This is a genomic window from Variovorax sp. Soil_C_12 (assembly GCF_057657375.1).
The window spans coordinates 149,544-175,420 of record NZ_JBDGIO010000007.1 but is presented as its reverse complement, the minus strand read 5'-3'; the positions used below and the strand labels follow the sequence as shown (position 1 = coordinate 175,420).

General features: G+C 65.3%; 23 protein-coding genes and 1 pseudogene. 16 read left to right on the top strand and 8 right to left on the bottom strand.

What is annotated here, in order from left to right:
* From AC3A6X_RS20160 to AC3A6X_RS20095, 14 genes and pseudogenes are all read left to right on the top strand, one after another.
* Nucleotides 1–1,113, top strand: coding sequence for an ABC transporter ATP-binding protein (locus AC3A6X_RS20160; protein WP_487843861.1), 1,113 nt, complete (start codon nt 1–3; stop codon nt 1,111–1,113).
* Entirely contained in the window at nt 1,113–2,102 is a 990-nt protein-coding gene (locus AC3A6X_RS20155; protein WP_487843860.1) for an ABC transporter ATP-binding protein, read from the top strand. Before AC3A6X_RS20160 ends, AC3A6X_RS20155 begins: the two co-directional genes overlap by 1 nt.
* Nucleotides 2,103–2,111: 9 nt before the next feature.
* Nucleotides 2,112–3,440 (top strand): NAD(P)/FAD-dependent oxidoreductase, encoded by a 1,329-nt coding sequence (locus AC3A6X_RS20150; protein WP_487843859.1) that lies wholly within the window; start codon nt 2,112–2,114, stop codon nt 3,438–3,440.
* Nucleotides 3,441–3,470: 30 nt separating this feature from the next.
* Nucleotides 3,471–3,827, top strand: coding sequence for a cupin domain-containing protein (locus AC3A6X_RS20145; RefSeq protein WP_487843858.1), 357 nt, complete (start codon nt 3,471–3,473; stop codon nt 3,825–3,827).
* A gap of 2 nt (nt 3,828–3,829) precedes the next feature.
* Nucleotides 3,830–4,756, top strand: coding sequence for a 2-hydroxyacid dehydrogenase (locus tag AC3A6X_RS20140; protein WP_487843857.1), 927 nt, complete (start codon nt 3,830–3,832; stop codon nt 4,754–4,756).
* 3 nt (nt 4,757–4,759) lie between these two features.
* Nucleotides 4,760–5,935 (top strand): amidohydrolase, encoded by a 1,176-nt coding sequence (locus tag AC3A6X_RS20135; RefSeq protein WP_487843856.1) that lies wholly within the window; start codon nt 4,760–4,762, stop codon nt 5,933–5,935.
* Complete coding sequence (gene thrC, locus AC3A6X_RS20130; RefSeq protein WP_487843855.1) at nt 5,935–7,329, top strand: threonine synthase; 1,395 nt, start codon at nt 5,935–5,937, stop codon at nt 7,327–7,329. Before AC3A6X_RS20135 ends, thrC begins: the two co-directional genes overlap by 1 nt.
* A 6-nt stretch (nt 7,330–7,335) precedes the next feature.
* On the top strand, nt 7,336–8,295 hold the full coding sequence (locus AC3A6X_RS20125; protein WP_487843854.1) for a homoserine kinase: 960 nt from the start codon (nt 7,336–7,338) through the stop codon (nt 8,293–8,295).
* A gap of 19 nt (nt 8,296–8,314) precedes the next feature.
* Complete coding sequence (gene kbl / locus AC3A6X_RS20120; RefSeq protein WP_487843853.1) at nt 8,315–9,517, top strand: glycine C-acetyltransferase; 1,203 nt, start codon at nt 8,315–8,317, stop codon at nt 9,515–9,517.
* Entirely contained in the window at nt 9,514–10,512 is a 999-nt protein-coding gene (locus AC3A6X_RS20115) for an NAD-dependent epimerase/dehydratase family protein (RefSeq protein ID WP_487843852.1), read from the top strand. The genes kbl and AC3A6X_RS20115 overlap by 4 nt, the downstream gene beginning before the upstream one ends.
* Nucleotides 10,513–10,998: 486 nt before the next feature.
* On the top strand, nt 10,999–12,165 hold the full coding sequence (locus AC3A6X_RS20110; RefSeq protein WP_487843851.1) for a DSD1 family PLP-dependent enzyme: 1,167 nt from the start codon (nt 10,999–11,001) through the stop codon (nt 12,163–12,165).
* Nucleotides 12,162–13,007, top strand: coding sequence for a GNAT family N-acetyltransferase (locus tag AC3A6X_RS20105; RefSeq protein ID WP_487843850.1), 846 nt, complete (start codon nt 12,162–12,164; stop codon nt 13,005–13,007). Before AC3A6X_RS20110 ends, AC3A6X_RS20105 begins: the two co-directional genes overlap by 4 nt.
* A gap of 24 nt (nt 13,008–13,031) precedes the next feature.
* Nucleotides 13,032–14,003 carry an ornithine cyclodeaminase family protein gene (locus AC3A6X_RS20100; protein ID WP_487844079.1) on the top strand — a complete coding sequence of 324 codons (972 nt, stop codon included), beginning with the start codon at nt 13,032–13,034 and terminating at the stop codon, nt 14,001–14,003.
* 52 nt (nt 14,004–14,055) lie between these two features.
* Nucleotides 14,056–14,178, top strand: a pseudogene (locus tag AC3A6X_RS20095) (transcriptional regulator); the annotation flags it as partial.
* A gap of 250 nt (nt 14,179–14,428) precedes the next feature.
* On the opposite strand, the gene AC3A6X_RS20090 reads toward AC3A6X_RS20095, so the two are convergent.
* From AC3A6X_RS20090 to AC3A6X_RS20065, 6 genes are all read right to left on the bottom strand, one after another.
* Nucleotides 14,429–15,268 (bottom strand): amidohydrolase family protein, encoded by an 840-nt coding sequence (locus AC3A6X_RS20090; protein WP_487843849.1) that lies wholly within the window; start codon nt 15,266–15,268, stop codon nt 14,429–14,431.
* Between the two features lie 124 nt (nt 15,269–15,392).
* The gene (locus tag AC3A6X_RS20085) at nt 15,393–16,352 is read right to left on the bottom strand and encodes a Bug family tripartite tricarboxylate transporter substrate binding protein (RefSeq protein WP_487843848.1); all 960 of its coding nucleotides are present in this window, start codon (nt 16,350–16,352) and stop codon (nt 15,393–15,395) included.
* Between the two features lie 140 nt (nt 16,353–16,492).
* Entirely contained in the window at nt 16,493–17,464 is a 972-nt protein-coding gene (locus tag AC3A6X_RS20080) for a Bug family tripartite tricarboxylate transporter substrate binding protein (protein ID WP_487843847.1), read from the bottom strand.
* Nucleotides 17,465–17,662: 198 nt separating this feature from the next.
* Nucleotides 17,663–18,631, bottom strand: a complete 969-nt coding sequence (locus tag AC3A6X_RS20075; protein WP_487843846.1) for a Bug family tripartite tricarboxylate transporter substrate binding protein — start codon at nt 18,629–18,631, stop codon at nt 17,663–17,665.
* Between the two features lie 153 nt (nt 18,632–18,784).
* On the bottom strand, nt 18,785–19,966 hold the full coding sequence (locus AC3A6X_RS20070; RefSeq protein WP_487843845.1) for a M24 family metallopeptidase: 1,182 nt from the start codon (nt 19,964–19,966) through the stop codon (nt 18,785–18,787).
* Nucleotides 19,963–21,069 (bottom strand): threonine aldolase family protein, encoded by a 1,107-nt coding sequence (locus tag AC3A6X_RS20065; protein WP_487843844.1) that lies wholly within the window; start codon nt 21,067–21,069, stop codon nt 19,963–19,965. Before AC3A6X_RS20065 ends, AC3A6X_RS20070 begins: the two co-directional genes overlap by 4 nt.
* A 121-nt stretch (nt 21,070–21,190) precedes the next feature.
* Between AC3A6X_RS20065 and AC3A6X_RS20060 the strand changes: the two genes are divergently transcribed.
* Nucleotides 21,191–22,069 carry a LysR family transcriptional regulator gene (locus AC3A6X_RS20060; protein WP_487843843.1) on the top strand — a complete coding sequence of 293 codons (879 nt, stop codon included), beginning with the start codon at nt 21,191–21,193 and terminating at the stop codon, nt 22,067–22,069.
* 562 nt (nt 22,070–22,631) lie between these two features.
* The gene (locus AC3A6X_RS20055) at nt 22,632–23,111 is read left to right on the top strand and encodes a hypothetical protein (protein WP_487843842.1); all 480 of its coding nucleotides are present in this window, start codon (nt 22,632–22,634) and stop codon (nt 23,109–23,111) included.
* Here the strand turns inward: AC3A6X_RS20055 and AC3A6X_RS20050 are convergent.
* Nucleotides 23,104–24,678 (bottom strand): UxaA family hydrolase, encoded by a 1,575-nt coding sequence (locus AC3A6X_RS20050; RefSeq protein ID WP_487843841.1) that lies wholly within the window; start codon nt 24,676–24,678, stop codon nt 23,104–23,106. The two genes, AC3A6X_RS20055 and AC3A6X_RS20050, sit on opposite strands and share 8 nt — an antisense overlap.
* On the bottom strand, nt 24,679–25,872 hold the full coding sequence (locus AC3A6X_RS20045; protein ID WP_487843840.1) for a fumarylacetoacetate hydrolase family protein: 1,194 nt from the start codon (nt 25,870–25,872) through the stop codon (nt 24,679–24,681). It abuts the gene before it with no gap.
* Between the last annotated feature and the right edge of the window lie 5 nt (nt 25,873–25,877).

Below are 25,877 nucleotides of genomic sequence, written 5' to 3'. Positions count from 1 at the left end.
ATGATGGACGCAATCCATTTTGAACCGATGACCGTCGGCTGCGCTCAGGCGGCCGCCGAAACGGACAACATCATGAATGCGCATGCCCGAGCCACCGCCGAAGCGGAAAACATCCTGGAGGTGCGCGATCTGAACGTCGCATTCCGCTCGGGGTCCGGGGCCGTGCACGCCGTGCGTGATGTCAGCTTCTCGGTGCGGCGCGGCGAGACGCTGGCGCTGGTTGGCGAAACCAGTTCCGGCAAGAGCGTGACTTGCCTGGGCCTGCTAGGTCTCACGCCACCCGCGCCCTACTGCACGATCACCGGGTCGGCACGACTCGCGGCGCGCAATGGCAAGACCTACGAACTCGTGGGCACGTCCGAGCACGTGATGCGCCAGGTGCGGGGGGGCGTCGCCTCGGTGATCTTCCAGGAGCCGATGACCTCGCTGAATCCGGTGCATACCGTCGGCGCGCAGATCTGCGAAAGTTTGCGGATCCACCTGGGAATGAACGGGCGCGCGGCAATGGACCGTGCTGCCGAACTCCTGAATCAGGTCGGCATCTCGGACCCGAAGCGGCGGCTCGCGAACTACCCCCACGAGTTGTCTGGGGGCATGCGCCAGCGCGTGATGATCGCCATGGCGATCGCCTGCGAGCCCTCGCTGCTGATCGCCGACGAACCCACCACGGCCCTCGATGTCACCATTCAGGCGCAAATCCTGGAATTGCTGCAGAAGCTGCAGTCGCAAACCCGGATGGCCATGATCTACATCACGCACAACCTCGGAACAGTCGCCGAGATCGCCGACCGCGTGATGGTGATGTACGCGGGCCGCATCGTCGAGAGAGCCGGTGTCGTGGAGCTCTTCACCGAGCCCCGGCATCCCTATAGCCGGGGGCTGATCCAGTCGGTTCCGCGGCTCCACTCGAACCGTGCGCGCAAGACGCCGCTGTTCGCGATCCCGGGCAACGTGCCCGATCCGGCTGCGCATCCTCCGGGCTGCACCTTCGGGCCGCGCTGCGGCCATTTTGAGCCGGGCCGCTGCGATGCCGCGGTGCCGGACCTGGAAAGCGCCGGCCCCGGCCATCTCGTGCGGTGCGTGCGTTGGCCGGAAATCCAAGGAGGCGTGTGATGCAGCAACAACAATCCGCCGCTGTGCTGTTGCAGGTCGAAGGCTTGCGCAAGTGGTATCCGCTCGGCGGCGGCTGGCTGGGCAAGCCGGCGCACACCGTGAAAGCCGTCGACGGCGTCAACTTCGACATCCGCCGAGGCGAGGTGCTGAGCCTGGTGGGCGAAAGCGGCTCGGGCAAGAGCACGATCGGCCGTGCCATCCTGAACCTGGATCCACCGACGGCAGGACAGGTCCACTTCGACGGCAAACCGCTGGTGGGCCTCACGCGCCGCCAGATGCGGCCACTTCGCCGTGCAATGCAGATGGTGTTCCAGGACCCCTACTCCTCGCTGAACCCGAAGCACACCGTCGAGGAACTGCTTTCCGCTCCGCTGGCGATCCACATGCCGCAGCTGACGGCGCAGGAACGGCGCGACCGCATCGATGCCGTGCTGAAGACCGTTGGATTGAACCCGGTGCACCGTTCGCGTTACCCGCACGAGTTCTCGGGCGGACAGCGCCAGCGCATCGGCATCGCGCGCGCGCTGATGACCCAGCCGCAGCTGCTGGTGGCGGATGAGCCGGTGTCTTCCCTCGATGTTTCCGTGCAGGCGCAGGTGATCAACCTGCTGCTGGAGCTGAAGCAAAGGCTCGGCCTCACGATGCTCTTCATCAGCCACGACCTCGCGGTAGTGGGCCATATCTCGGACCGCATTGCCGTGATGTACCTGGGCCGCCTCGTGGAGATCGGCGACGCCGAATCGCTGCTCAACAATCCGCGGCATCCCTACACGCGTGCCCTCATGGCCGCCGTGCCGAACATCGATCCGCGGCAGCGTCGCCCGCGCGAACTGCTCAAGGGCGACATTCCGAGTCCGCTGGCGCCTCCGTCGGGCTGCGCATTCCGCACGCGCTGCCCGCACGCGCAGCCGGCGTGCGCGGGCGGGGTGCCCGAACTCAGGATCGTCGATCGCAACCACGCGACAGCGTGCATTCGCGACGACATCTGACGAAAGCTTATGTCTCCATCCATCCTTCGCATCCACAGCGACGAAAAGCTGCCCGAGCGCGCCGACGCCGTCGTGATCGGCGGCGGCATCGTGGGCGTTTCCACGGCCTATTTCCTGGCCAAGCGTGGGCTGTCCGTCGCCGTCCTGGAAAAAGGCTACGTCGGCGGCGAGCAGTCCAGCCGCAACTGGGGCTGGTGCCGCCAGCAGAACCGCGACGTGCGCGAACTGCCGCTGTCGGGCCTCTCGATGCGCCTATGGGACGAGATGACGCGCGACATCGGTCGCGACCTCGGCTTCCGGCGCTGCGGCCTGTACTACGCCAGCGATGATCCGCAGCAGATCGCCACCTGGGAAGCCTGGGGCAGAGAGTCCGGACGGCCGTTCGGCGTGCGAACGCGCATGCTCGATGCTGCGGAGGCCGCGAGCGTCATGCAGGGCAGCAGTGCCCGCAAATGGCTGGGCGGCGTGCACTCGATGGATGACGGCACGGCCGACCCCGCGCTGGCAGCGCCTGGCATTGCCGAAGGCGCGCGTGCTCTCGGGGCCACCCTCCACCAGGACTGCGCGGCGCGCGGCCTCGATATCGCCAATGGCACGGTCAGCGGCGTGTTCACCGAGCAAGGCCTGATCAGGACGGGCGCCGTGGTGTGCGCTGGCGGCGCCTGGGCATCCGCGTTCTGCCGCCGCCATGGCATCTCGTTTCCGCAGGCGAGCGTGCGCGCATCCGTGCTGCGCACACCGCCGATCGAAGGTCTCGCACCAGCGCTCGCGACGCCGGAGTGCACGCTGACGCGCCGCCCCGATGGCGGCTACATCGTGGCCATCAGCGGCAAAGGGACGCTGGAGCTCACGCCCCAGGGCCTGCGGTACGCACGTGACTTCATGCCGATGTTCATCAAGCGCCTCAAGGCGGTCGAAATCGGCGTCGGACGCTCGTTTTTTCGTGGGCCCGAAGCGCTCAACCGCTGGGAGTTCGACGAGGAATCGCCGTTCGAGCAGATCCGGGTGCTGGATCCCGCGCCGGACCCCAAGGCGATCCGCTACCTGGTGGACCGCTTCAAGCGGCTCTATCCTGCACTGCCCGGCATCAAGGTGTCCCAGGCCTGGGGCTCCTACATCGACAGCACGCCCGACGCGGTGCCCGTCATCTCGCCCGTCGATCGCGTCAAGGGATTCGTGCTTGCCGCCGGGTTCAGCGGCCACGGCTTCGGCTTGGGGCCCGCCGCAGGGCAGGTGGCCGCGAGCATGGCCACGGGCGTGCAACCCGCGATCGACCCCGCGCCCTTCCGCTATTCCCGCTTTGGCGATGGCTCGAAGGTCGAGGTCGGCGCCATCTAGGCCGCAGCATTCAATACAGGAACATTCTTCATGAGTAATCTCACCTTCTTCAAGTTCGACGACCTGGGCACCGCGCGCGACGGTGGGCCATTGCCTGAACGCGTCATCGCAGGCAACGCGCAGTTCAAGAACTGGGACGTCGACCGCTCAAACGACGAAAAGGTGCGGGCCGGAGTCTGGGAAACCACGCCGGGCACGTACCGCTCCATCAAGGGCGGCACCTGGGAGTTCTGCTACATCCTCTCTGGCGTGTCGGAAGTGACCGAGGACGGGAAGGCGCCGGTGCAGGTGCGCGCCGGCGACGCATTCGTGATGAAGCCCGAGTTCACCGGCATCTGGCACTGCATCGAAACGACCCGCAAGATCTGGGTCGTCTACAACAAGTAGCCATGGCTTTCGTCTACAAAGCCGATCCCGTGCGCGGGGCGGAGTGGGCACGCCTGTTCGCCGCGAGGGCGCCAGACCTGCCGTTCCACATCTGGCCTGACACCGGCAACCCGGAGCGCGTGCGCTACCTGGCCGCGTGGACACTGCCCGAAGGCTTCGAGCGGCAGTTTCCCAACGTGGAACTGGTGTTCTCCACCGGCGCCGGGGTGGACCAATTCGATCTGAGCAAGGTTCCCCAGGGGCTGCCTGTTGTGCGGCTGGCCGAACCTGGCGTTGTCGCCGGGATGGTGGAGTACGCAACGATGTCCGTCCTGGCGCTGCACCGGGATCTGCCCGCGTACATCGAGCAGCAGCGGCAGGGAAAGTGGACCGCGCATCGCGTCCATCCAGCCTCCAAGCGGCGGGTGAGCGTTCTCGGCATGGGCGTGCTGGGCCAGTCGGTGCTTGCGCAACTTCGCAGCTTTGGCTTCCAGCTGGCCGGCTGGAGCCGCTCACGCCACCAGCTCGAGGGCGTGACTTGCTACGCGGGCGAGAACGAACTGCCAGTCATGCTGTCGGCTACCGACATCCTCGTCTGCCTGTTGCCGCTGACGAATGAAACGCGCGGCATTCTCGATGCGAAGCTCTTCGGTGCGTTGCCGCGTGGAGCGTCACTGGTCCATGCGGGGCGGGGCGCGCAGCTCGACCACCAAGCCCTTCTTGACGCGCTCGATAGCGGCTGGATCTCCGCCGCAGTGGTCGATGTCACGGCACCGGAGCCGCTGCCTGTGGACCACCCGTTCTGGTCGCATCCGCGAATCATGCTGACGCCACACGTCGCCAGCATGACCCAGCCCGAGACGGCGGTCGATCTCGTGCTGGAGAACATCCGTCGCCACGAGGCCGGCGCGCCGCTGGTGGGCATGGTTGACCGCGAGAAGGGGTACTGAGCCATGACCGCCATGATTGACGATCTCATCCCGGACTTGATCGCCCTGCGCCGCCGCCTGCACGCGTACCCCGAACTGGCGTTCGAGGAGCGCAGGACGTCCGGTATCGTCGCGGCAGCCTTGCGCGAGGCGGGTCTGGAAGTGCACGAAGGTATCGGTGGCACGGGCGTGGTCGGCGTCCTGCGCCGGGGACGCTCGGATCGCATGGTCGGGCTGCGCGCCGACATGGATGCCCTGCCCATCCTGGAACAGGGTGATCGCGCGCACATCAGCCGCTTCCCCGGGCGGCACCATGGATGCGGGCACGATGGCCACACGGCGATGCTGCTTGGCGCCGCACGTCATCTCGCGCGCGACCAATCGCTCGAGGGCTGCGTCACCTTCATCTTCCAGCCGGCCGAGGAAGGGCGGGGCGGGGCGCGCGAGATGGTGCGAGAAGGCCTCTTCGAACGATTCCCCTGCGAGGCCGTGTTCGCCGTGCACAACTGGCCGGACCTGCCGCTGGGCGTGGCGGCGACGCGGCCCGGGCCCATCATGGCTGCGGCAGATCGCTTCGACATCGTGGTGCGGGGGCGCGGCGGACATGCGGCCCAGCCCCACAACACGCCCGATGTGGTGCTGGCCGCTAGCGAACTGGTGGCCCAGCTGCACACGATCGTTTCAAGGCGCGTTCCGCCCACCGAGAACGCGGTGCTCTCGGTCACGCGCATCAGCGGTGGCCAGTCGCACAACGTGCTGCCGGCGGCGGCCGAGCTGACCGGCACCGTGCGCAGCTTCAACGTGGCTGTGCAGGACACGATCGAGAAGGCCGTACGCGATGTCGCCGCCGGCGTGGCACGCGCGAGCGGCTCCACCATCGACGTCGAGTACACGCGCTACTACCCTGCCACCATCAACAGCGCCGCCCAGGCGCAGCTCGCCCTGGAAGCGGCGCGTAGCGCCGGCATGGAAGCGCAGACCGCTGCGGCACCGGCATTCACCTCGGAAGACTTCGCCTTCATGCTGCAGGATCGGCCGGGAGCCTACCTGTGGCTAGGCCAGCGAGGCGCCGCGAACCCCGCGCCTCTGCACGATCCTTCTTACGATTTCAACGACGACGCCTTGGCCTTCGGCGTGCGCTGGTTCGTGGCTGTGGCACGGCTGGCGCTGCACGGCACGGACTCGTCCTCCAAGCGATGATGCTCTACCTATCCACACGGGGCGATCCCGCCCGCAAGCGATTCTGCGACATCCTGCTGGAAGGCTTGGCGCCCGATGGCGGTCTCTACCTGCCCGAGCACTATCCGCAGGTCAGGCCCGATCAGCTGTCGAAGTGGCGAGGCCTGTCGTATGCGGACCTCGCCTTCGAGATCCTGTCGCTTTACATCGACGATATTCCCGCCATCGACCTGCGCGCCATCTGCCGCAAGACGTACACCGCGGAAGTGTTCGGCACCAAGGCCATCGTGCCGCTCAAGAAGCTGGAAGAGGGCGTGTTCCTCGAGGCCTTGTCCAATGGCCCCACGCTGGCCTTCAAGGACATGGCCATGCAGCTGCTGGGCAACCTGTTCGAGTACGAGCTGGGCCGCCGCGGCGAGGAGCTGAACATCCTCGGCGCCACCTCCGGGGACACCGGCAGCGCCGCCGAGTACGCGATGAAGGGCAAGAAGGGCGTGCGCGTCTTCATGACCTCGCCGCTCGGCCGCATGAGCCCCTTCCAGCAGGCCCAGATGTTCAGCCTGCAGGATGCGAACATCCACAACCTCGCGATCGAGGGTGTGTTCGACGATTGCCAAGACATCGTCAAGGCCGTTTCCAACGACCTGGACTTCAAGCGCAGCTACCGGATTGGGACGGTCAACTCGATCAACTGGGCTCGCCTGGTGGCGCAGGTGGTCTACTACTTCGCGGGCTACTTCCAGGCGACGAAGGGCGACGGCGAAAAGGTGAGCTTCGCCGTGCCCTCGGGCAACTTCGGCAACATCTGCGCCGGCCACGTGGCGCGCATGATGGGCCTGCCAATCGAGCGGCTGGTGCTTGCCACCAACGAGAACGACGTGCTCGACGAGTTCTTCCGCACCGGCATCTACCGCGTGCGCCGCAGCGCCGACACCTACGAAACGTCCAGCCCGTCGATGGACATCTCCAAGGCCAGCAACTTCGAGCGCTTCGTCTTCGATCTTGTCAGGCGGGATGCTGCAACGGTCAAGCGGCTCTTCGGTGAGGAACTGCGCACGAAGGGCCGCTTCGAGCTTGCCAGCGATGCGAAGTTCGGCTTCGTCTCCGGCAAGAGCACGCACGCGGACCGGATCGCCACGATCCGCGACACGTTCGAGCGCTTCGAGGTGATGATCGACACGCACACGGCCGACGGCCTGAAGGTCGCGCGCGAGCACCTGCGGCCGGGCGTGCGCATGATCGTCCTGGAAACGGCCCTGCCCATCAAGTTCGCCGCCACCATCCGCGAAGCGCTCGGGCGCGAGCCGGACCGGCCGACGAAACTGCTGGGCCTCGAATCCCTGCCCAAGCGCGTCCAGGTCCTGCCCGCGGATGAGCAGGCGGTGAAGGCCTACATCGCCGCGCATGTGGCCTGAACTGCCATGGCTGTCTTCACCGAAGTCTCGTTTGACGAAGGCGCTGCCTTCCTGCGCACGCTTGATCTGGGGCACTTGCGGGCTCTTGTTGCCTGCTCCGGCGGCATCGAGAACACCAACTACTTCGTCGAAACGGATAACGGCCCGCATGTGCTGACGCTGTTCGAACGCCTGGCGGTGGACGAACTGCCCTTCTACTTGCACCTGATGCAACACCTGGCTGGACGGGGAATTCCCGTGCCCGACCCGGTGCCGGATCGTGAGGGTCGCATCCTGCACCGTCTGAATGGCAAGCCCGCGGTGGTGGTGAACAGGCTGCGAGGCAAGAGCGAACTGGATCCTTCTAGCGCGCACTGCGCAGCCCTGGGTGCGATGCTCGCGCGCATGCATCTGGCTGCGAGGGAGTACGGCCGGTACCAGCCCAACCTTCGTGGGCTGCGCTGGTGGGGCGAAACCGGTTCTTTGGTGTCTCCATACCTCGACGAAGGCCAGCGCAAGCTGCTCACGGGCGAGGTCGACTTCCAGAACCGCATTGCCGCGTCCCAAGACTACGCGGCACTGCCGCGCGGACCGGTCCATGGCGACCTGTTTCGCGACAACGTGCTGTTCGAGGGCGAGCGCCTGACGGGCATCCTCGACTTCTATTTCGCCGGTTGCGATACCTGGCTGTACGACATTGGCGTGTCCCTGAACGACTGGTGTGTGGACCTGGGCGGCGGGCGGCATGACGCCATGCGCGAAGCCGCATTCCTGGCGGCCTACCAATCGGTGCGCCCGCTGCAGCCGCAGGAGCGTCGCCTGTTGCCCGCGATGCAGCGTGCCGCAGCGCTGCGCTTTTGGCTGTCGCGCTTGCGGGACCTGCACATGCCACGCCCGGCCGCCGTGCTGAAGCCGCACGACCCCGGCCACTTCGAGCGTGTTCTGCGCAAGCGCGTCAGCGCCCCAGCCGCAGCAGAGATTCTCTAGCTCAAAACAGGACGACCCTATGGAAACCACCACAGACTTCTACGCCGCGGTGCGGCAGGAACTCGAACAGATCCAGGCTGCAGGCCTGCTGAAGGCCGAACGCACCATCACTTCGCCCCAAGGCAACCGCATCGCGACAGCCGACGGGCGCGAAGTCATCAACCTGTGCGCCAACAACTACCTCGGCCTTTCGTCCCACCCGAGTGTGGTTGAAGCGGCCCATGCCGCCCTTGATGCCCGGGGCTTCGGGCTGAGCTCCGTGCGATTCATTTGCGGGACGCAGGATGCTCACAAGGAACTGGAAGCACGGCTCTCGTGCTTTCTGGGCACGGAAGACACGATCCTGTATGGATCGGCCTTCGACGCCAATGGTGGCCTGTTCGAGACCTTGCTGGGGCCGGAGGATGCGGTGATCAGCGACGAGCTCAATCACGCCTCCATCATCGACGGCATCCGCCTGTGCAAGGCGAGGCGCTTTCGATATCGGCACGACGACCTGCAGGACTTGCGCGCGCAGTTGAAGGCTGCGGATGAAGCTGGGGCCCGGTACAAGCTCGTGTTCACCGACGGCGTTTTCTCCATGGACGGAACCATTGCGCGCCTGGATGAGATTCGGGCGATCTGCGATGAGTTCGGTGCGTTGCTGGGCGTGGACGACTCGCACGCCACCGGCTTCCTCGGCAAGAGTGGGCGCGGCACCCACGAGTATCGAGACGTATTCGGCAAGATCGACATCATCACGGGCACGCTGGGCAAGGCGCTAGGCGGTGCGTCGGGTGGATTCACCAGCGCGAAGCGGGAAGTGGTACAGCTGCTGCGGCAGCGCTCGCGCCCCTATCTGTTCTCCAACAGCCTGGCTCCGGCCATCGTCGGTGCGACCTTGAGGGTGCTCGATCTGCTGGAAGGTGACACGAGCCTGCGCGACAGGCTGGAAGACAACGCGCGCTATTTCCGCGCGGGCCTCCTCGCACGTGATTTCGATCTGAAGCCGGGCGACCATCCGATCATCCCCGTGATGCTTTATGACGCGGAGCTGTCGCAACGGTTCGCCCGCCGGCTGCTGGAGCTGGGTATCTACGTCACGGGCTTCTTCTACCCGGTCGTGCCCAAGGGCCAGGCTCGCATCCGCGTGCAGATCAGCGCGCAGCACACGCGGGAGCAGCTCGACGATGCACTGCGTGCCTTTGAGCAGGCGCGCCACGAGTTGAAGGTGATCGCATGACGCAGGCACCTCGGATTCTCGTCATCGGTGCCAATGGCCAGTTGGGCACGGAGCTCACGGCGGCACTGGCCGACCGTTACGGCGCGGACAACGTTGTCGCGAGCGACCGGCTCGAAGCCGGCCAGCATGCGTACCTGCGCTATGAGATGCTCGACGTCACCGACGCGCAACGGCTTGCCGCGCTTGTGGAGAAGCACCGCATTACGCAGATCTACCACCTGGCGGCAGCGCTCTCGGCGACCGGAGAGACGCAACCGGCCTGGGCGTGGAGGCTCAACATGGACGGCTTGTTGAACGTCCTCGAGGTCGCGCGGCAGTACAAGCTGGACAAGGTGTTCTGGCCCAGTTCCATCGCGGCGTTCGGCCCGACGACCCCGGCGGATGGCACACCGCAGACGACCGTGATGGAGCCAAGAACCGTCTACGGCATCTCGAAGCTCGCGGGGGAGGGCTGGTGCCGCTGGTACTTCGAGAAGCACGGTGTCGACGTGCGAAGCCTGCGCTACCCGGGCCTGATTTCCTGGAAGACGAGTCCTGGAGGCGGAACAACAGATTACGCCGTCGACATCTTCCACTCCGCCTTGAAGGGCGAGCCCTACACCTGCTTTCTCGCGCCAGATGAAGCTCTGCCCATGCTGTACATGGACGACGCAGTGCGTGCGACCCTCGAATTGATGGAGGCTCCCGCGGCGGGGATCACCGAGCGGGGCAGCTACAACCTGGGCGGGCTGAGCTTCATGCCGAGCGACATCGCGGCGGAAATCCGAAAGCACCTGCCGGGTTTCGAGATCCGGTACGAACCGGATTTTCGCCAGTCCATTGCGAGTGGCTGGCCCAACGCGATCGACGACCGCTGCGCGCGCAACGATTGGGTTTGGCGGCACAACTACGACTTGCCACGGCTGGTGCGTGAAATGCTGGCAAATCTGTCACGGGTGCTCGGCAGCCGAGCCTCGGCGAAGGGGACGGTGTGCAGGGCCGGCGTCACGGTTTGAGCGCTCGCCTGCGCCACGGCGGCGGCGAGGGATTGGCGCAGCATGGCGAGAAAAGGGCGGTGGTGCGGGCGCTGCGGCCGGATCGCGTGCCCAGCATGGCAATCACATCGTCTGCCGGCGCGTCCCAGCTGGGAAGGAGTGGCTTGAGAGCGTCACAGCGTCACGTCCTCGTCGTTCTCGCGCACCACCAGGCAGCGATGGCGCGCCGTACGAGGCCACCAGCGGACCCTCCTCGGTGAGGGTGATCTTGCGGCCGGCCCGGTCGATCAGAGGGACGCCGATGCGCTCTTCCAGCACGCGCAGCCGCTCGTCACGGCGGGCGGCGTCGCATCGAGTTTGCGGGCGCACTCCGCCAGCGTCTCGGACTTGGTCAGGACGTTGAACAAGTGCAGATCGTCGGAGTTGGGCATTAACTCCCATACCAATCTTTAATAAGCCAGGTTTGATTAATTGAAAACTGAATCAATCGAGGGCACGATCCGTGCCATGGAACACACGCAGACCGAATCGAGGGCGTCTACACTGGAGAACCTGGCGACTCCTTGCCTCGTCCTTGATGCCGACCGGATGGAGCGCAACATCGTACGCCTGCGAAGCCGGCTGGATGGCCTGGGCGTCGGCCTGCGGCCGCATCTGAAGACTGCGAAGTCGGTGGAGGTTGCGCGGCGCGTGATGACGTCGCCGGCCGGGCCGGCCACGGTGTCCACGCTCAAGGAAGCCGAGCAATTCGTGGCAGCCGGCGTGCGGGACATCATCTACGCCGTCGGAATCGTGCCGACCAAGCTGCCGCAGGTGCTCGCGCTGCGGGCTAAGGGCGCTGACATCGCGGTGGTGCTGGACACGGTGGAGCAGGCGCGCGCGGTCGCAGCAGCTTCGCGCGAGGCGTGCACGTCGATTCCCGCGCTGATCGAGATCGACTGCGACGGCCACCGCTCGGGCGTGCGGCCCGATGACAAGCAACGTCTGGTGGATATTGGCCGTGCCCTCGCGGACGGCGCGGAGTTGCGCGGCCTGCTGACGCATGCCGGTGGCAGCTATGGCGCGCGCGGCGCAGATACCCTGCGGCAATGCGCGGAGGTGGAGCGCCGCAGTGTTGTGGATGCCGCCGCCATCCTGCGCGAGGCGGGCCTGGCCTGTCCTGTCCTTAGCGTTGGCTCTACGCCCACTGTGCACAGCGCGACCGACCTCACCGGCGTCACCGAGGTGCGCGCCGGCGTGTTCGTGTTCTTCGATCTCGTGATGGCGGGCGTCGGTGTCTGCCAGGTCGATGACATCGCCCTGTCGGTGCTTGCGACCGTCATCGGGCATCAGCGCGAGAAGGGCTGGATCCTCACCGACGCGGGCTGGATGGCCATGTCGCAAGACCGCGGCACGCGCAAGCAGAAGGTCGACCAAGGCTACGGGCTGGTGTGCGACATCACGGGCAAGCCCTATGCCGACCTGATCGTCGCCGATGCGAACCAGGAGCACGGGATCATTACGGTGCGGCCGGGCTCGGGCGGCGTGCTGCCCGAGCTCGCCATCGGCGACCGCGTGCGCATCCTGCCCAACCACGCTTGCGCCACCGGTGCCCAGCACTCCGGTTATCACGTCGTCCGCGGCAGTTCCAGCAGGGTCGAGGCAGAGTGGCCGCGCTTTGGAGGCTGGCAATGAGCGGCGCGGATCAGGTGAGACTCGTTTCGTTCGGCCGGACCCACCTAGGCGGCGCGTACAAGCTGTCGCAGGAGATGTCTTGGATGCACCGCCGCGAGGACTGGGAGCTCGCGCTCGAAGTAGGCCAAGGCTTCGTGCTGGAGGATGCCGGCAACGTCATCGGCACGGCGATGTGGTGGCCGTATGGCGACACGCATGCTTCGATGGGGATGATCATCGTCGCGAAAGCAGCGCAAGGCCGGCGCCACGGCGCTCGGCTGATGGATGCGCTGCTCGCGGCGGCGCAGCCGCGCACCGTCACGTTGAACTCGACGGCGGAGGGTTTCGAGTTGTACAAGCGGCGCGGCTTCACTCCGATCGGCGTTATCCACCAGTACCAAGGCGTTCCAACGCGGGAGTTCGAGGCACCGCCGCTCGGGCTCGTTCGTTCCATGGCGGCCTCGGATGCCGAGGCGATCGAGCGTCTCGACCGGCAGGCCACGGGCTGGACGCGGCCGCAGATGCTTCGCCGGTTGGCGCAGCTGAGTGACGGTTATGTGCTTGTGGGAGATGGCACGCTCCGCGGCTACGCTTTCTGCCGTCTCTTTGGTCGCGGGCACGTCATCGGGCCCGTGGTCGCGGAGAACCTGCAAGATGCGCGTGCCCTGATCGAGACCGCGATCGCACGGCTGGGGCGTACTTTTGTCCGAGTCGATACTTCGACCACCACGCAGCTGGGCCCGTGGCTCGAAGGGATCGGGCTCAAGCAGGTTGGCGACAACACGACCATGGTGCTGGGCCCGCAAATCCCGCCCGGCGGCCCGGCACGCATGTTCGCGCTGGCCGCCCAGTCCTTCAATTGACAGGAGCGACCCGCCATGAAGCCCATCCCCGCAAAGGCGACGCTGCTCCTGCTGGACAAGAACGTGGTGGAGCAACTGCTCACGCCCGACGAAGTCATGGTGGCGGTCCGCGAGGCCTTCCTGCTGCACGCCCAACGTGAAGGTCGCGTCTTCCCGGTGGTCCGCGAGAGGCTGTCCACCGGCGGCGTCTTCGGCATCAAGGCCGGCGACGTGCTCTCACAGAGCCTTCTGGGTTTCAAGGCCGCCGGATTCTGGCCGCGCAACCGCGAGCTCGGGAGCGAGCCGCACCAGGCGACGATCCTGCTGTTCGATCCGGCGACTGGAAGGCCGCTGTGCGTGATCGATGGCAATGCCATCACCACGGTGCGCACGGGCGCGGCGGGTGGTCTGGGGCTGGCGTCTCTTGCCGGGTCGGACAGCAGCCGGCTCACCGTGTTCGGCACTGGCGTGCAGGCGCGCTCGCAACTGCGCTTTGCGCTGCGCACGCTGCCTGGCCTCTCCTTAGTGCGCTATGTGTCCGTAGACCGCGGCGCCGACCCTGCCTTCGAGTCCCTGTTTGCGGATCGGTGCGAGATCCGCTGCGCGCGGGACCCCGACGCGGCCGTGGCCGACAGCGATGTCGTGATCACCGCGACGCCGGGAGCGGGGCCGTTGTTCGATGCGGGCGCGGTGCGCCCGGGCACGCACCTGAACTGCGTGGGCGCCGACACCGCGGGCAAGCGGGAGCTGCCCCCTGGCGTGTTGGAGCGCGCGCGACTGGTCGTGGACGACCGTGAGCAGGCGCTCCAGCTGGGCGAGCTGCAATGGGTCCGCGAAACGCCTTGTACGGAACTGGGGCACCTGCTGCCGGACGAGGCTCGGTTTTCGCGCGCGGCCGATGACATCACCGTCTTCGACATGACGGGCCTGGCCTTGCAGGACCTGACGGTGGCACGGTTGATCTACGAGCGCGCCTGCGCTCAGGGTCTGGGCACCCCGGTCGGCTGGCCTTGGTAGATCTCGGACCGGGCGTACTGCATCGAGCCCTTGCGTGTCGCAGGTGGCAGAGGTGCTGCAAGCCTGTGAGGCACGGCACTACCCGATCTCCCCTCCGGACCCGATCGAGGCCATCAAATTGCGCATGGAGCAGGACGGATTGAGTGTGGCGGATATGGTGCCCTACATCGGCCGAACGCCTATGGATCGTGTGGACGATCGGCAGCAAAGTGCCCCTTCCGCATACCGCTTCGCGAAGCGCGTGCACACCCACTGGCTGTAAGGCAGGATCCGGCTGGCCATATCCAGTCATTCGCTACTGGATGCTTTCTGGTGCCAGCTTCCCGCTGAGCGAGACGATCGTACCGCTAGCGCTGCTGGCCTGCCGGCCGGCGCTAGACGGTACCCCGAACCGTTTCGAGTAGCGATCTCGACGATCAAAATCTTCAAGCCGTGCCCCAGTAGAGACTTGCGGGATTCGATACAAGGATTCGGTCTAGCGAGGCCTGATCCTCGACCCACGAAAAGAGCTTCTCCATTAAGAGAGCTGTGTCTGGTGGTTGTTTCAACGAGGTATGGGGCCAGTCGCTTCCCCAGACCACACGCTCGGGCGCTACCTTGATCCAATGCCTGGCTGCGCGATCCACATCCGCGTAAGCCCCATCGCTGCCGACGAGCGAATCCAAGTATGGGGCCGAAAGTTTCATCCATGCGCGACCGTCGCGCATCAACCTTTCGATGATCGCCGCGGCAGGGTGATCGAGCCCACGCGCAACAGGCAGCCTGCCCAGATGATCAAACACGATGTCCACTGGGAGCCGGTCAAGCAGTTCCTCATGCGCAACGACCTGATCGGCGGTCCAATGGAGCTGCACGTGCCAGCCAAGATCTTTGATCCGCGCCGCAATTGGCTCGATCATGTCGAACGAGGTCGGCGCGTGCTCTGGCGTGTAGAGGGTGAAACGGACGCCACGAATGCCCTGCGCGTTGAGTCGGACAAGCATGGAATCATCTACGTCCGGACGTAACACCGCGACACCCCTCGCGCGGTCAACGCCGATTTGGGCGATTGCGTCCAGGGTGACGGCGTTGTCCGTGTCGTAATTTCTGGGCGTGACCACTACGGCGCGATCGACCTTCAGTGCCTGTTGCACCCTTGCATAAGCAGACGCAGTGCACGAAATCGCGCCCATGTCGTCTGCAGGTAGGATTTCTCGGAACCGAGGATCGAAGACGTGAAGATGTGAATCGCAGGCGTGAGGCGGAACCAACAACTGTGTGGCCATGATTGGGTTAATGTCAAGTGACTGCTTGCTATGAAAGACGCCTCGCACTTAGGATCGCCAGGGTCAGCAATCGTTCGTGCGTAAGTAGTTTGGATGAAGGCATCGCCAGTCCGTTGGAACGCACTCAATCTACTTTGATGTTCCGCGCCTTCACCAAAGCATTGGCTCGACTTGTTTCATCCTGCACGAACTTGGAGAACTCTTCGGGCGTAGTGTTGCCCGGCTCCAGGCCGAGTTGCAGCAGCTTTTCCTTGACCTTCGGGTCGTTCAACGCCGATTGAAGAGCCTTGCCCAGGCGCTGCACGACGTCAGGCGGCGTTCCCTTGGGCAAGAACACGCCGTTCCATTCCGACGTGTTGAAGCCCGGCAGACCCTGTTCAGCCAGGGTGGGGATCTCGGGTAGCAACGCCAGACGCTTGGTAGAAGTGACGCCAATGGGCCGCACCTTGCCCCCCTTGATGTAGCTCAGGCTGAAGGCCACATTGCTGAAGTACATCGACACCCGTTCGCCCATCAGGTCGGTGATCGCAGGGGCACCGCCTTTGTACGGCACATGCATCAGGTTGAGCTTGGCCTGCTGGTTGAACGCTTCTGCGGCCAGGTGCGAGCCGGTGCCGGATCCGGCCGATGCGAAGTTGAGCGCGCCGGGATTCTTGCGCGCGAAGTCAAGCATTTCGGGCACCGTCTTGTATGGCGCAGCGGCAGGTACCAACAGGACTTGCGGTGCCGTGGCAACCAGCGACACCGGGATGAAATCCTTGGCGGCGTCGAACGGCAACTTGTAAAGCGATGGGTTAACCGAGAAGGCTGACGCGTCGTACAGCACGGTGTAGCCGTCGGCGGCTGACTTGGCAACGGCGTCGGCGCCGATCACTCCCCCGGCGCCCGGCTTGTAGTCGAGGACGATCGGTTGGCCCAGCACAGAGCTCATCTCCTGCGTCACGATGCGCGCGGTGATGTCGGCGCCCCCGCCGGCAGCGTAGGGCACCACCATGCGTATCGGCTTCTCTGGCCAAGCGGCCCAGCCGCAAAGAGGAAGGCTGACGGCCAGCGCCGCAATGGTTCCAAGGATTTGTCTTTTCATGGGTATGTTTCGATCGGTGGGTTGAGAAACGTTGCTCTTCTCGTGTGGGATTTGTCTAGTGAGGTGAGGCAGACTGCGTTGGATGGCGCCAGCCAAATCGCTCGAGGCGTTCCAATGCGGCGACCGCCACCCTCACGGGTCTACTTGTTGATGCGTTCGATCTCACTCATTTCAGAACTGAACACTTTCTCGAACTGCTCACCCGGGAGACCGAGGGACATGTCCGTGAGGTTGTTCTTCTGGATGTAGTCCGTCATCACCGGCCCGCTCCTGGCTTTGAGGAATGCCTGCTGCAGTGCCTGGTAGCCGTTCGGGTCCTTCTTCACGAACTCGGCGGACACGACGTAAACACCGTAGCGCGAGAGGAAGTTGGGCGACGGCATGGAGTGGCCCAGCTTTGCGAGCTGGCTTTGCAGGGTCTGCGCCTCGTCCCATCGGGGGCTCTTGCGGTCTGAGCCGATGAAGAGCGCCGTTGTCTTCGGGCGCAGCACCGAGCGCACGAAGTCGTCACCCAAGTTGGCGGTGACGTCGCCTGCCAGAAGGGCGTTGGCACTTTCGGCGCCGCCCTTGTAGCTGACGACCACAACGTCGATCTTCAGCGTATCGATGAGCCACTTGGCCAGGACCTCCTGGGCCGTACCGCCTGTCACCGAGATGGAAAGCTTCCCGGGATTGGCCTTTGCCTTGCTTATAAAGTCCACGAAGTCGCGGATGCCAGAGTCATTCTTGACGAGGAAGACCCGCGACTCGTGCAGGTCAGCCATCATGACCCGAAAGTCGGTCCCCTTGAACCCCGCGTTTCCGCGCGCGATGGCAAGATTCAAGTCTGGTTGGTTGATCGCCAGCACCGCCGAGCCGTCGCGGCCCTCACGAAGCAATGCACTGGCACCCAACTGACCACCGGCGCCCGGTTGATTGCGCACCACGACAGTCCGGTTCATCACCTCCTGCAGCGGAATCGAGATCAGCCGCGCGAAGGCATCGGTGCTGCCTCCTGGCGGGTAGCCGACGATGATCTGCAATGGCTTGTCGCCCTGGGCAATGGCGATGCGGGGCAGTGCCACGCTTGCAGCCGTCATTCCGAGGGCACGGGAAAACAGGCGGCGGGACATTTGAGGACAGGGCATGTTCAGAACTCCAGGGTTGTTGGTTGAAGGGTGACCGACATGGCGGTCCGCAAGAGCAAGGCTGTCCAGCCACGCCCGGGCGACGGGCTGCTGCGCAAGTTGGGCTAGCCCCAGACGGGCGGCCACACGTGGTTGGCAAGCGAGCCGGGCGACTCGGCTGCGCACGGAGGGAGAACGGGTGGATCAGTCCACCGTCGCACCGGACTCGCGAACAATCTTCTGCCACTTGGCGCGCTCCTTTTGCAAGAACGCGCCGAAGCTTTCAGGCGTGCCTGGCTGGACGAAAACGCCGCGGTCGGCCAGGCCCCTTTTCAGATCGGCGGTCTGCAAGGCACGGTTGAGTTCGCGGTTGAGCGCCGTCACTACAGCTGGCGAGATTCGAGTCGGTGCCACAACGCCGTAGAAAACGTAGTAGTCCAAGCCCGGATAGCCCGCTTCAATGAGCGTCGGCACGCTCGGCAACGCATCGACACGCTTGGCGGATGTCACGGCAAGCGCCTTGAGCTGGCCCGACTGGATCAGCGGCAGCGCGGCGGTCAGCGAAGAGAAGTACATATCGACCTGTCCTCCCAGCATGTCGGTCATGGCAGGGCCTGCACCTTTGTAAGGCACATGGGTCAATGAAGCTCCGCTTTGCTTCTTGAAGCTTTCACTGACCAGGTGGCCAACCGTGCCGCTGCCGGATGAGGCGTAGGTCAGGCCGTTCTGCTTGGACGCTACGACGACGTCGCCGAGATTGCGATAGGGCCTGGTGGCCTGCACCACCAGCACCAGTGGACCAGTGCCGACCAGCGCGACAGGGACCAGCTGCTTTTCCGGATCCACCGGCATCGACTTGTAGAGGTACTGGTTGACGGTGAGGTTGCTGGTTTCACCCATGACCAAGGTGTAGCCGTCGGCCGGCGCGGTGGCGCCGGCAGCCAAGCCAATGTTGCCGCCCGCGCCTGGGCGCGTCTCAACCACGAAATTCCACTGTGCCAGTTCGGCCACCTTGGCCGTCAACAGCCGGGTGGCGGTGTCGGTCCCTCCACCTGGTGGACTGGGCGAGATGATCTTGATCGGCTTGTCCGGATAGGACTGGGCCCGTGCGGCGGTGCCGAGCCCTAGCGCAACGATCGAAAGAATGGCGATGGTGGACGAGATGGTTTTCATGGTCTTGCCTGTTCAGCGCTAGCGCCTCTTGAAATCCTTCGTCGCGACAGTGGAGTTGTCACGGCGATCAGCTTTGCGCCCATGGCCGCGACAAAGTCACGGCGCCCAACCGGGGACAGGTTCTCGCTGCTTCCCCGGTTGGCTTAAAGGGGATCAGCCCAGCAGACGTGTGTCGTAGGGCGTGGTGTTGAGTTGCTCGCAGCCGGTTGCTGTCACCACCACCACGTCTTCCAAGTGGGCGCCGCCCACGCGCGGCTGGTCGGGCAGAACGATGCGTGGCTCCAGGCACATCACCATGTTCTCCTCGACGACGAAGTCGACACGGCGGTCCACGAGCGGCTCGCCGTGCAGTCCGTAGCCGAGTTGATGGCCCGTATTGCCGGTGTAGGTGTAGTCGCCCCAGCCGCTGTCCGCGATGACCTCACGCGCGCGCGCATCGATGGCCTTGCCCGTCACACCTGGGCGAATCATCTTCTTGGCCTCCTGCAGAGCAAGGTAAGTGGCCTTGTAAATGGACCGCTGCGTTTCCGTCGGCTCGTCGCCGCACAGGACAGTGCGACCAAGGTCGGCGGTGTAGCCTTTGACGACCGCGCCGAGGTCCAGGATGACCATCTCGCCGGAGTTGATGACCTTCTCGGTTGCGATGCGCTCGAACATCGAGGCGTTCGCGCCGGAGGCGATGAGCGGGATGAAAGGCTCGAACTCGGATCCCGCGCGGCGCATGGCGGTCACCGCGGCCGCAGAGACCGACTGCTCGGTCACTCCGGGTCGGATGGCGTCAATCGCGGCCAGCGCGCCCAGGTCGGCCACACGCAGTGAATTGCGGATGAGCTCGATCTCGATGGGGTGCTTGACCGCTGTCAGCTGCAGCCACATCGGCGTGACGTCGCCGATCTGCAGCGCGGGGCAGCTCTTCGTGAGCCCCTGGAACACCATGTGCGGCATGATGTCTGTGGCGATGCGTCCTTCGCTCACGCCGTAGTCCGCGAGCATCTTTTCGATGACCTCATGCCACTTCGATACGTGGGGCAGCCGGCGCGCGTCCTCGATGTCCGACTTGAAGCGGATGCGCAGGTCGTCGCTGCCGGAGATGTAGCCAACCACAGGCGGCCGGCCTTTGACGACCAAAGCTACATACTCTGGCTCCAGGAAGGGGCGAAAGCCTTTGACGTAGAAGTCGGTTGCCCATCGCACCGCTTCGGCCTTGAAGAAGAGGAATGCGTCGAAGCCGGACTTCTCCAGTGCGTTCTGCAGCTTTTGCTGCTTGATGGCATGCAGTTCGTCGCCTGCGTAGTAGCTGGGCGGCTGTTTGGCGAAGTTGATGTCCTTGTTCATGGCTGAGTGGTCCGTTTGGTGGTGGTGGGGCGCGTGCTTTCAGAGCCGCGTACGTGGGTGCCGCGTTCGGCGGCAACAGCTTTGAAGACTTCCACGGCAGTTCTGATGCCGCTTTCCGAGACATGACGATGGGTGACACACCGCATCAGGGTGGGCCCCCACGGGCGGACCAGGACACCTTGACTGCGCAGAGAGGTCTCCCATTGCTGGGCAGTGCGCCCCGTCGCCAGCACGTCCACCTGGACGATGTTGGTCTGCGGGTGCTTGATGCGAAAAGTTGCAACGCTGGCCAGCCCGTCAGCCAACAGCCGTGCGCAGGCATGGTCTTGCGACAAGCGGTCCACCATCGACTGCAGTGCTTCCAGGCCTGCTGCCGCGGCAATGCCAACCTGGCGCTGGCTTCCGCCCAGCAGCTTGCGCAGCCAGCGCGCACGCTGGATAGTCTCGACAGGGCCGACAAGAACGGCGCCCATGGGTGCGCTCAGTCCTTTGGATAGACAGACAGAGACCGTGTCGGCCTGCGCGGCAATGCTCGATGCAGGAACGCTCAGCGCGAGAGCCGCGTTGAACAGGCGCGCACCGTCCAAATGGACGCGAGCGTCCGCAGCGCGCGCCAACTCGAAGACCTGGCGCATGTGGTCCAGGGAAGCCACCGCGCCACCTTCGTTGTTGTGCGATGTTTCAGCACACACGAGGCGGACCTTCAGGCCTCCCTTCGTCGACGCAAGCGTTGCCTGCAGTGCGGCCAGGTCAAGCGCGCCCTCAGGGTCGGGGATGGGCTGGTAGAACGCCCCCGTGATGGCTGCTGCGCCGCGTTCGGCGGTGTAGATGTGGGAACCGCTGCCTGCGATGACAACGTCCTGCCGGCTGGCTTGCGCCAGGATGGCCAGCAGGTTGGCCATCGTGGCGCTCGGCGCATAGAGCCCGGCGGGCTTGCCCAAGAGCTTGGCGGTGTACTGCTCAAGCTCAACGGCAGTCGGGTCGCCGTCCAGTCCATCGTCGCCCAATGGCGCCTGGCGCATGCGGTCGTACATCGACTCGGTCGGCAGCGTGACGGTGTCGCTACGCAGATCGACGGTGTTGGAACAAGGGGTGATGCTCATGGACTTGATTAGTTGCATTTGGTGACTGGATCGTGAACGCCGCGTCGCCGTGAAAGTAATTTATGCAGTTCACGCTGTGAAGGGAATTGATAAGATCCGATTTCAGTTTTGATAAATCCTCGTGAATCTTTCGGCTTTGAACACCCTTCGCGCCATCCTGGTGCACGGAAATTTCACGGCCGCGGGTGTGGCGGTCGGGTGTACGCCTAGCGCCGTGAGCCTGCAGATCAAGCAACTGGAGCAGTTCTTCGGACAGCCACTGTTCGACCGCAGCACACGTTCCGTGAGACCCACCCCGTTAGCCTTGGAGATCGCGGGAGCGGCCACGGACTTCATCGCCAAGGTCGAGTCGCTGCGGTCGCGGCCGTCGATGACAGTGGAGGGCCTGTTCCGCCTCGGCGTCATCACGAGCATGCAAAGCGATGTTCTGCCGGTCGCCCTTCGCACGCTGCACTCCCGTCACCCTTTGCTGAGTGTGCGCATCCCGCCGCTGAACGACTCCGACGAGCTGCTGACTGAGTTGCGGGCGGGACGCATCGATGCCGCGCTACTCGTGCGCCCTGACAACGGGGGCTCCACTCGGATGGTCTGGCGCGAGGTCTATCGGCAGCCCTACGTGATGCTTGCGCCTGCAGACGCAAAATCGTCAGACCCGAGGGTGCTGCTGCGCACCTACGGCTGGATTGCCTACGACATGAGCTTGGCTGGTGGCAGGACGGCAGCCAGACAGGTGCGCGGCTTGGAGCCCAACATTCAAAGCACCATGGAGCTGCGCTCGGTCGATGCCATCGTCTCGATGGTCTCCGAAGGGATGGGCGTAACGGTCTTGCCGCTGCCGCGCCGCCCGATACTGCAGGCGTACGAATTGAAGGAAATCGGGCTGGGCCGCACCACGCCCTTCCGCCGCATTTCGCTGGTCTGGCGGCGTGCCGATGATGACAACAGAAAAGTCGCAGCCGTAGCGGATGCGTTCAACAGCCTTCAGTCGCCGCAGCGCTGAGCCATGGCCTCCCGGCACGCACGGTTTTGGCGTACGCGCAGCAAAGTCGTTCCCGGCTGGCCGCCCGAGCTTGCAAGCTTCCGGGCGGGGCTGCGACCCGCTACGCCTGGCAACGTGCCATACATCGGCACCAGTGCTGTGAAGAATCTTTGGCTGAACACTGGCCACGGCACACTGATATGGTCGCTCTCGTCAAGAGGGCGCGGGAGTGCAATGTTGGCCAGTGGCACGGGGTGATGCGACACAAGTCGCAATGAAGGAATAGCGAACCACATTGGCCCCACCCGTGCGTAGGCGCTCGTGAGGGTGTCGGCGAAGCGTCGGCAGGGGAGTACACAGGCCAGCCATTGAGCCGCGAAAGGATATTAGTTCCGGGTGCCGACGCCGTATCCGCAGCGGACGGCAACACGGTCGGGCGCGTCATCGCGAGTGCCCGACCGACCCGGCGTGGTCATAGAACCTGGCATGTGTGCACGCTCCTTGTTCGGGAACCGGGAGATCTCGGGTCTGGCCAGCGCCGCATGGGGCTGGTCCGCATCGGGAAGGCGAGGAGCCGTAGCCGATGATGCACAGACTCGAGAAGTCAGACTCGGCCATAGTAGCGATGAAGCTTGCGAACAACGCCGCCAGGGCGGCTGCGGAGCGGGTGGAGCCAAGGGCCGGGATCAAGGGGAACGCGCAACAGTCGCGCACGCAACGGACACAGCGCCGAGTAAGCGTGTCACCGGGACTGGATCGCGTACGGCACGCTGCAAGGCAGCGGAATAAGGAGAAGTTCACCGCGCTGCTGCACCATGTCACGGTCGATCTACTCAGGGATGCGTTCCTGGCGCTCAAGCGCCGTGCCGCGCCGCGGGCGGACGGTGTGACGTGGCAGGACTACGAGGCGAACCTGGAGGGCAACCTCCAGGATCTGCATGCACAAGTCCATCGCGGCACGTATCGGGCGCAAGCTGTCCGGCGGCGGTTCATCCCGGAGCCGGGTACGGATGAGCGGCGCCCGCTCGGGATCGTTCTTGAACACGTTGCTTCTTTCAGGTGATCGCGCCCAGCTGCCAGGGCACGAACTCGTTCTGGCCATAGCCGTGCAGCTCGCTCTTGGTCTTCTCGCCGGACGCGATCCGCAGGATCTGCTGGAAGATCTGCTCGCCCATCGCATCCACCGACACCTCCCCATCGACGATGCCGCCGCAGTTGATGTCCATGTCGGCAGATTGGCGCTGCCAGAGCGCGGTGTTGGTCGCCAGCTTCATCGACGGCGCGGGTGCGCAGCCGTATGCAGAGCCACGGCCGGTGGTGAAGCAAATCAGGTTGGCGCCGCCGGCCACCTGGCCGGTCGCGCTCACCGGGTCGTAGCCGGGCGTATCCATGAAGACGAGGCCGCCCGCGGGCACGGGCTGCGCGTACTCCACCACGTCCACCAGGTTGCTGCTGCCGCCCTTGGCGACGGCGCCCAGCGACTTCTCGAGGATGGTCGTCAGCCCACCGGCCTTGTTGCCGGCGGACGGGTTGTTGTTCATGTCGGCGCCCATGCGCTCGCAGTAACGCTCCCACCAGCGGATGCGGTCCAGCAGCTTGCCGGCCACGGCAGGGCTTTGCGCGCGTCGTGTCAGCAGGTGTTCGGCGCCATAGATTTCGGGCGTTTCCGACAGGATGGCGGTGCCGCCGTGGCGCACCAGCCGGTCCATCGCGGCGCCCAAGGCGGGGTTGGCGGTCATGCCGGAATAGCTGTCGGAGCCGCCGCATTGCAGCCCCACCACAAGGTGGCTGGCTGCCACCGGCTGCCGTGCGACACGATTGGCGTCGAGCAGCAGGCCGCGCACCGCCTCCACCCCGCGCTGCACGGCGAGCGCAGTCCCGCCGCTTTCCTGGATGGTGAAGGTCTGCAGCGACGCGCTCGGCTGCAGGCCCTGCGCTTCGATCCATCCGGCAATCTGATTCGTCTCACATCCGAGGCCGATCACCAGCACCGCCGCGAAGTTGGGATGCACTGCATAGCCCGCCAGCGTGCGGCGCAGCACGCGCAGGCCCTCGCCGTCGGCATCAACCGCGCAGCCGGCGCCGTGGGTCAGCGCTACCACGCCATCGATATTCGGGTAATCCGCCAGCGCCTGCGGCCGCACGTCGCGGCGATACTGGTCGGCGATGGCACGCGCCACCGTGGCCGAGCAGTTCACAGAGGTCAGGATGCCGATGTAGTTGCGCGTGGCGACGCGTCCATCGGCGCGGACGATGCCCATGAACCGCGCCAGCTGCTGCGCCGGTACGATCGGCTTCGCGTCGAGGCAGGCCACCGCGGCAGCATCACGGTCGAACGAGCCCATCGCCAGGTTGTGCACGTGCACGTGCTGCCCCGTGCGAATCGCCTGCGAGGCGAAGCCGATGATCTGCCCATAGCGGCGCACCGGCTCGCCGATGGCGATGTCGCGGACCGCGAGCTTGTGCCCGGTCGGAATCATTCCCGCGACCGTCACGCCCTCTTCGGCCAGCCGAGTGCCGGAGATGAGCTGGCGCCGGGCAATGACGACGTTGTCATCGACATGCAAGCGGATGGTTTGCAGCGTCGCGGCGGCGAGAGGCATGCCGCCGGCCTTCGAAGAGGTGGCCATTTACAGCCTTCCCGTCGCCAGCAGACCGCGGCCTGAGAGGTTGGCGATGAGGGCGCGCAGGCCGAAGGTCCAGGGCGCGACATCCTCGCAGTGGCGCACCCGGTTGCACAACTCGCCGAGCCGCGCGCTGCGGATGCTGACGCGGTCGCCCACCTTGTGGGTGAAGCCGCCGCCCGGATGGTCGCGGTCCTGCGTCGGGGCGAAGAGGGTGCCCAGGAACAACATGAAACCGTCCGGATACTGGTGCGCGGCGATGGTCTGGTCGACGAGGTCCTGCGGCTCGCGGCTGATGAACTGCATGGAGTTGATGCCTTCCAGCGCGAAGCCTTCCGGGCCGTCGACTCGCAGGTTCACCACTTCCTCGCGCACGTCGGCCAGGCCGAAACTCCGGTCGAAGAGGCGGATGAAAGGGCCGATCGCGCACGATGCGTTGTTGTCCTTGGCCTTGCTCAGCAGCAGGGCGCTGCGGCCCTCCAGATCACGCAGGTTCACGTCGTTGCCCAGCGCCGCGCCGACGATGCGACCACGGCTGTCGACCGCCAGCACCACCTCGGGTTCGGGGTTGTTCCAGGATGAGTCGGATCTGACACCGATGTCGGCGCCCGTGCCCACGGCCGACAGCACCGGCGCCTTGCTGAACACTTCGGCATCGGGGCCGATGCCCACCTCCAGGTACTGCGACCAGAGGCCTTGCTCCTGCAGAACCTGCTTCAGCGCCCTGGCCTGCGGCGAGCCTGGCTTCACCGCCGACAGGTCGGTGCCGATCTGCGCCACCACGCGCGCGCGCACGGATTCGGCGCGTTGGGCGTCGCCGCCGGCCTGCTCTTCGATCACGCGCTCCAGCATGCTGCTGGCGAAGGTGACGCCGGCCGCCTTGACCACCTGCAGGTCGCAGGGGGCGAGCAGAAAGGGCCGGGCCGCATCGCGCGTCGCCTCGTCGCTGTTGGCCAGCAGTTCGTCGAGACTCGCGATGCGCTCGCCGGCGGCCTCGCGCACGGCGCGGGCGGGCTCGGGCAGATCGAGCAGGCTGCTCATGGTGGGGAACTCGGCGCTCAGGTCATGGATGCCGCCCTCGCGGATCGCCACCACGGAGGGGCCGGCGAGCTCGGGGCGCCAGACACGGCCCACGAGGATGCCGGTGTAGCCGTCGTCGGGGAGGCAGCGCTCGGCGCGCAGTGCGAGCGGGAGGCTCATGGGGT

What these genes read in the sequence shown, in the direction of transcription:
- AC3A6X_RS20045 (WP_487843840.1), bottom strand. Translation starts at nt 25,872, where the DNA reads ATGAGCCTCCCGCTCGCACTGCGCGCCGAGCGCTGCCTCCCCGACGAC.
- AC3A6X_RS20085 (WP_487843848.1), bottom strand. Translation starts at nt 16,352, where the DNA reads ATGAAAAGACAAATCCTTGGAACCATTGCGGCGCTGGCCGTCAGCCTT.
- AC3A6X_RS20135 (WP_487843856.1), top strand. Translation starts at nt 4,760, where the DNA reads ATGACCGCCATGATTGACGATCTCATCCCGGACTTGATCGCCCTGCGC.
- AC3A6X_RS20140 (WP_487843857.1), top strand. Translation starts at nt 3,830, where the DNA reads ATGGCTTTCGTCTACAAAGCCGATCCCGTGCGCGGGGCGGAGTGGGCA.
- AC3A6X_RS20105 (WP_487843850.1), top strand. Translation starts at nt 12,162, where the DNA reads ATGAGCGGCGCGGATCAGGTGAGACTCGTTTCGTTCGGCCGGACCCAC.
- AC3A6X_RS20115 (WP_487843852.1), top strand. Translation starts at nt 9,514, where the DNA reads ATGACGCAGGCACCTCGGATTCTCGTCATCGGTGCCAATGGCCAGTTG.
- AC3A6X_RS20090 (WP_487843849.1), bottom strand. Translation starts at nt 15,268, where the DNA reads ATGGCCACACAGTTGTTGGTTCCGCCTCACGCCTGCGATTCACATCTT.
- AC3A6X_RS20080 (WP_487843847.1), bottom strand. Translation starts at nt 17,464, where the DNA reads ATGTCCCGCCGCCTGTTTTCCCGTGCCCTCGGAATGACGGCTGCAAGC.
- AC3A6X_RS20050 (WP_487843841.1), bottom strand. Translation starts at nt 24,678, where the DNA reads ATGGCCACCTCTTCGAAGGCCGGCGGCATGCCTCTCGCCGCCGCGACG.
- AC3A6X_RS20125 (WP_487843854.1), top strand. Translation starts at nt 7,336, where the DNA reads ATGGCTGTCTTCACCGAAGTCTCGTTTGACGAAGGCGCTGCCTTCCTG.
- AC3A6X_RS20110 (WP_487843851.1), top strand. Translation starts at nt 10,999, where the DNA reads ATGGAACACACGCAGACCGAATCGAGGGCGTCTACACTGGAGAACCTG.
- AC3A6X_RS20075 (WP_487843846.1), bottom strand. Translation starts at nt 18,631, where the DNA reads ATGAAAACCATCTCGTCCACCATCGCCATTCTTTCGATCGTTGCGCTA.
- thrC (WP_487843855.1), top strand. Translation starts at nt 5,935, where the DNA reads ATGCTCTACCTATCCACACGGGGCGATCCCGCCCGCAAGCGATTCTGC.
- kbl (WP_487843853.1), top strand. Translation starts at nt 8,315, where the DNA reads ATGGAAACCACCACAGACTTCTACGCCGCGGTGCGGCAGGAACTCGAA.
- AC3A6X_RS20160 (WP_487843861.1), top strand. Translation starts at nt 1, where the DNA reads ATGATGGACGCAATCCATTTTGAACCGATGACCGTCGGCTGCGCTCAG.
- AC3A6X_RS20155 (WP_487843860.1), top strand. Translation starts at nt 1,113, where the DNA reads ATGCAGCAACAACAATCCGCCGCTGTGCTGTTGCAGGTCGAAGGCTTG.
- AC3A6X_RS20070 (WP_487843845.1), bottom strand. Translation starts at nt 19,966, where the DNA reads ATGAACAAGGACATCAACTTCGCCAAACAGCCGCCCAGCTACTACGCA.
- AC3A6X_RS20055 (WP_487843842.1), top strand. Translation starts at nt 22,632, where the DNA reads ATGATGCACAGACTCGAGAAGTCAGACTCGGCCATAGTAGCGATGAAG.
- AC3A6X_RS20065 (WP_487843844.1), bottom strand. Translation starts at nt 21,069, where the DNA reads ATGAGCATCACCCCTTGTTCCAACACCGTCGATCTGCGTAGCGACACC.
- AC3A6X_RS20150 (WP_487843859.1), top strand. Translation starts at nt 2,112, where the DNA reads ATGTCTCCATCCATCCTTCGCATCCACAGCGACGAAAAGCTGCCCGAG.
- AC3A6X_RS20145 (WP_487843858.1), top strand. Translation starts at nt 3,471, where the DNA reads ATGAGTAATCTCACCTTCTTCAAGTTCGACGACCTGGGCACCGCGCGC.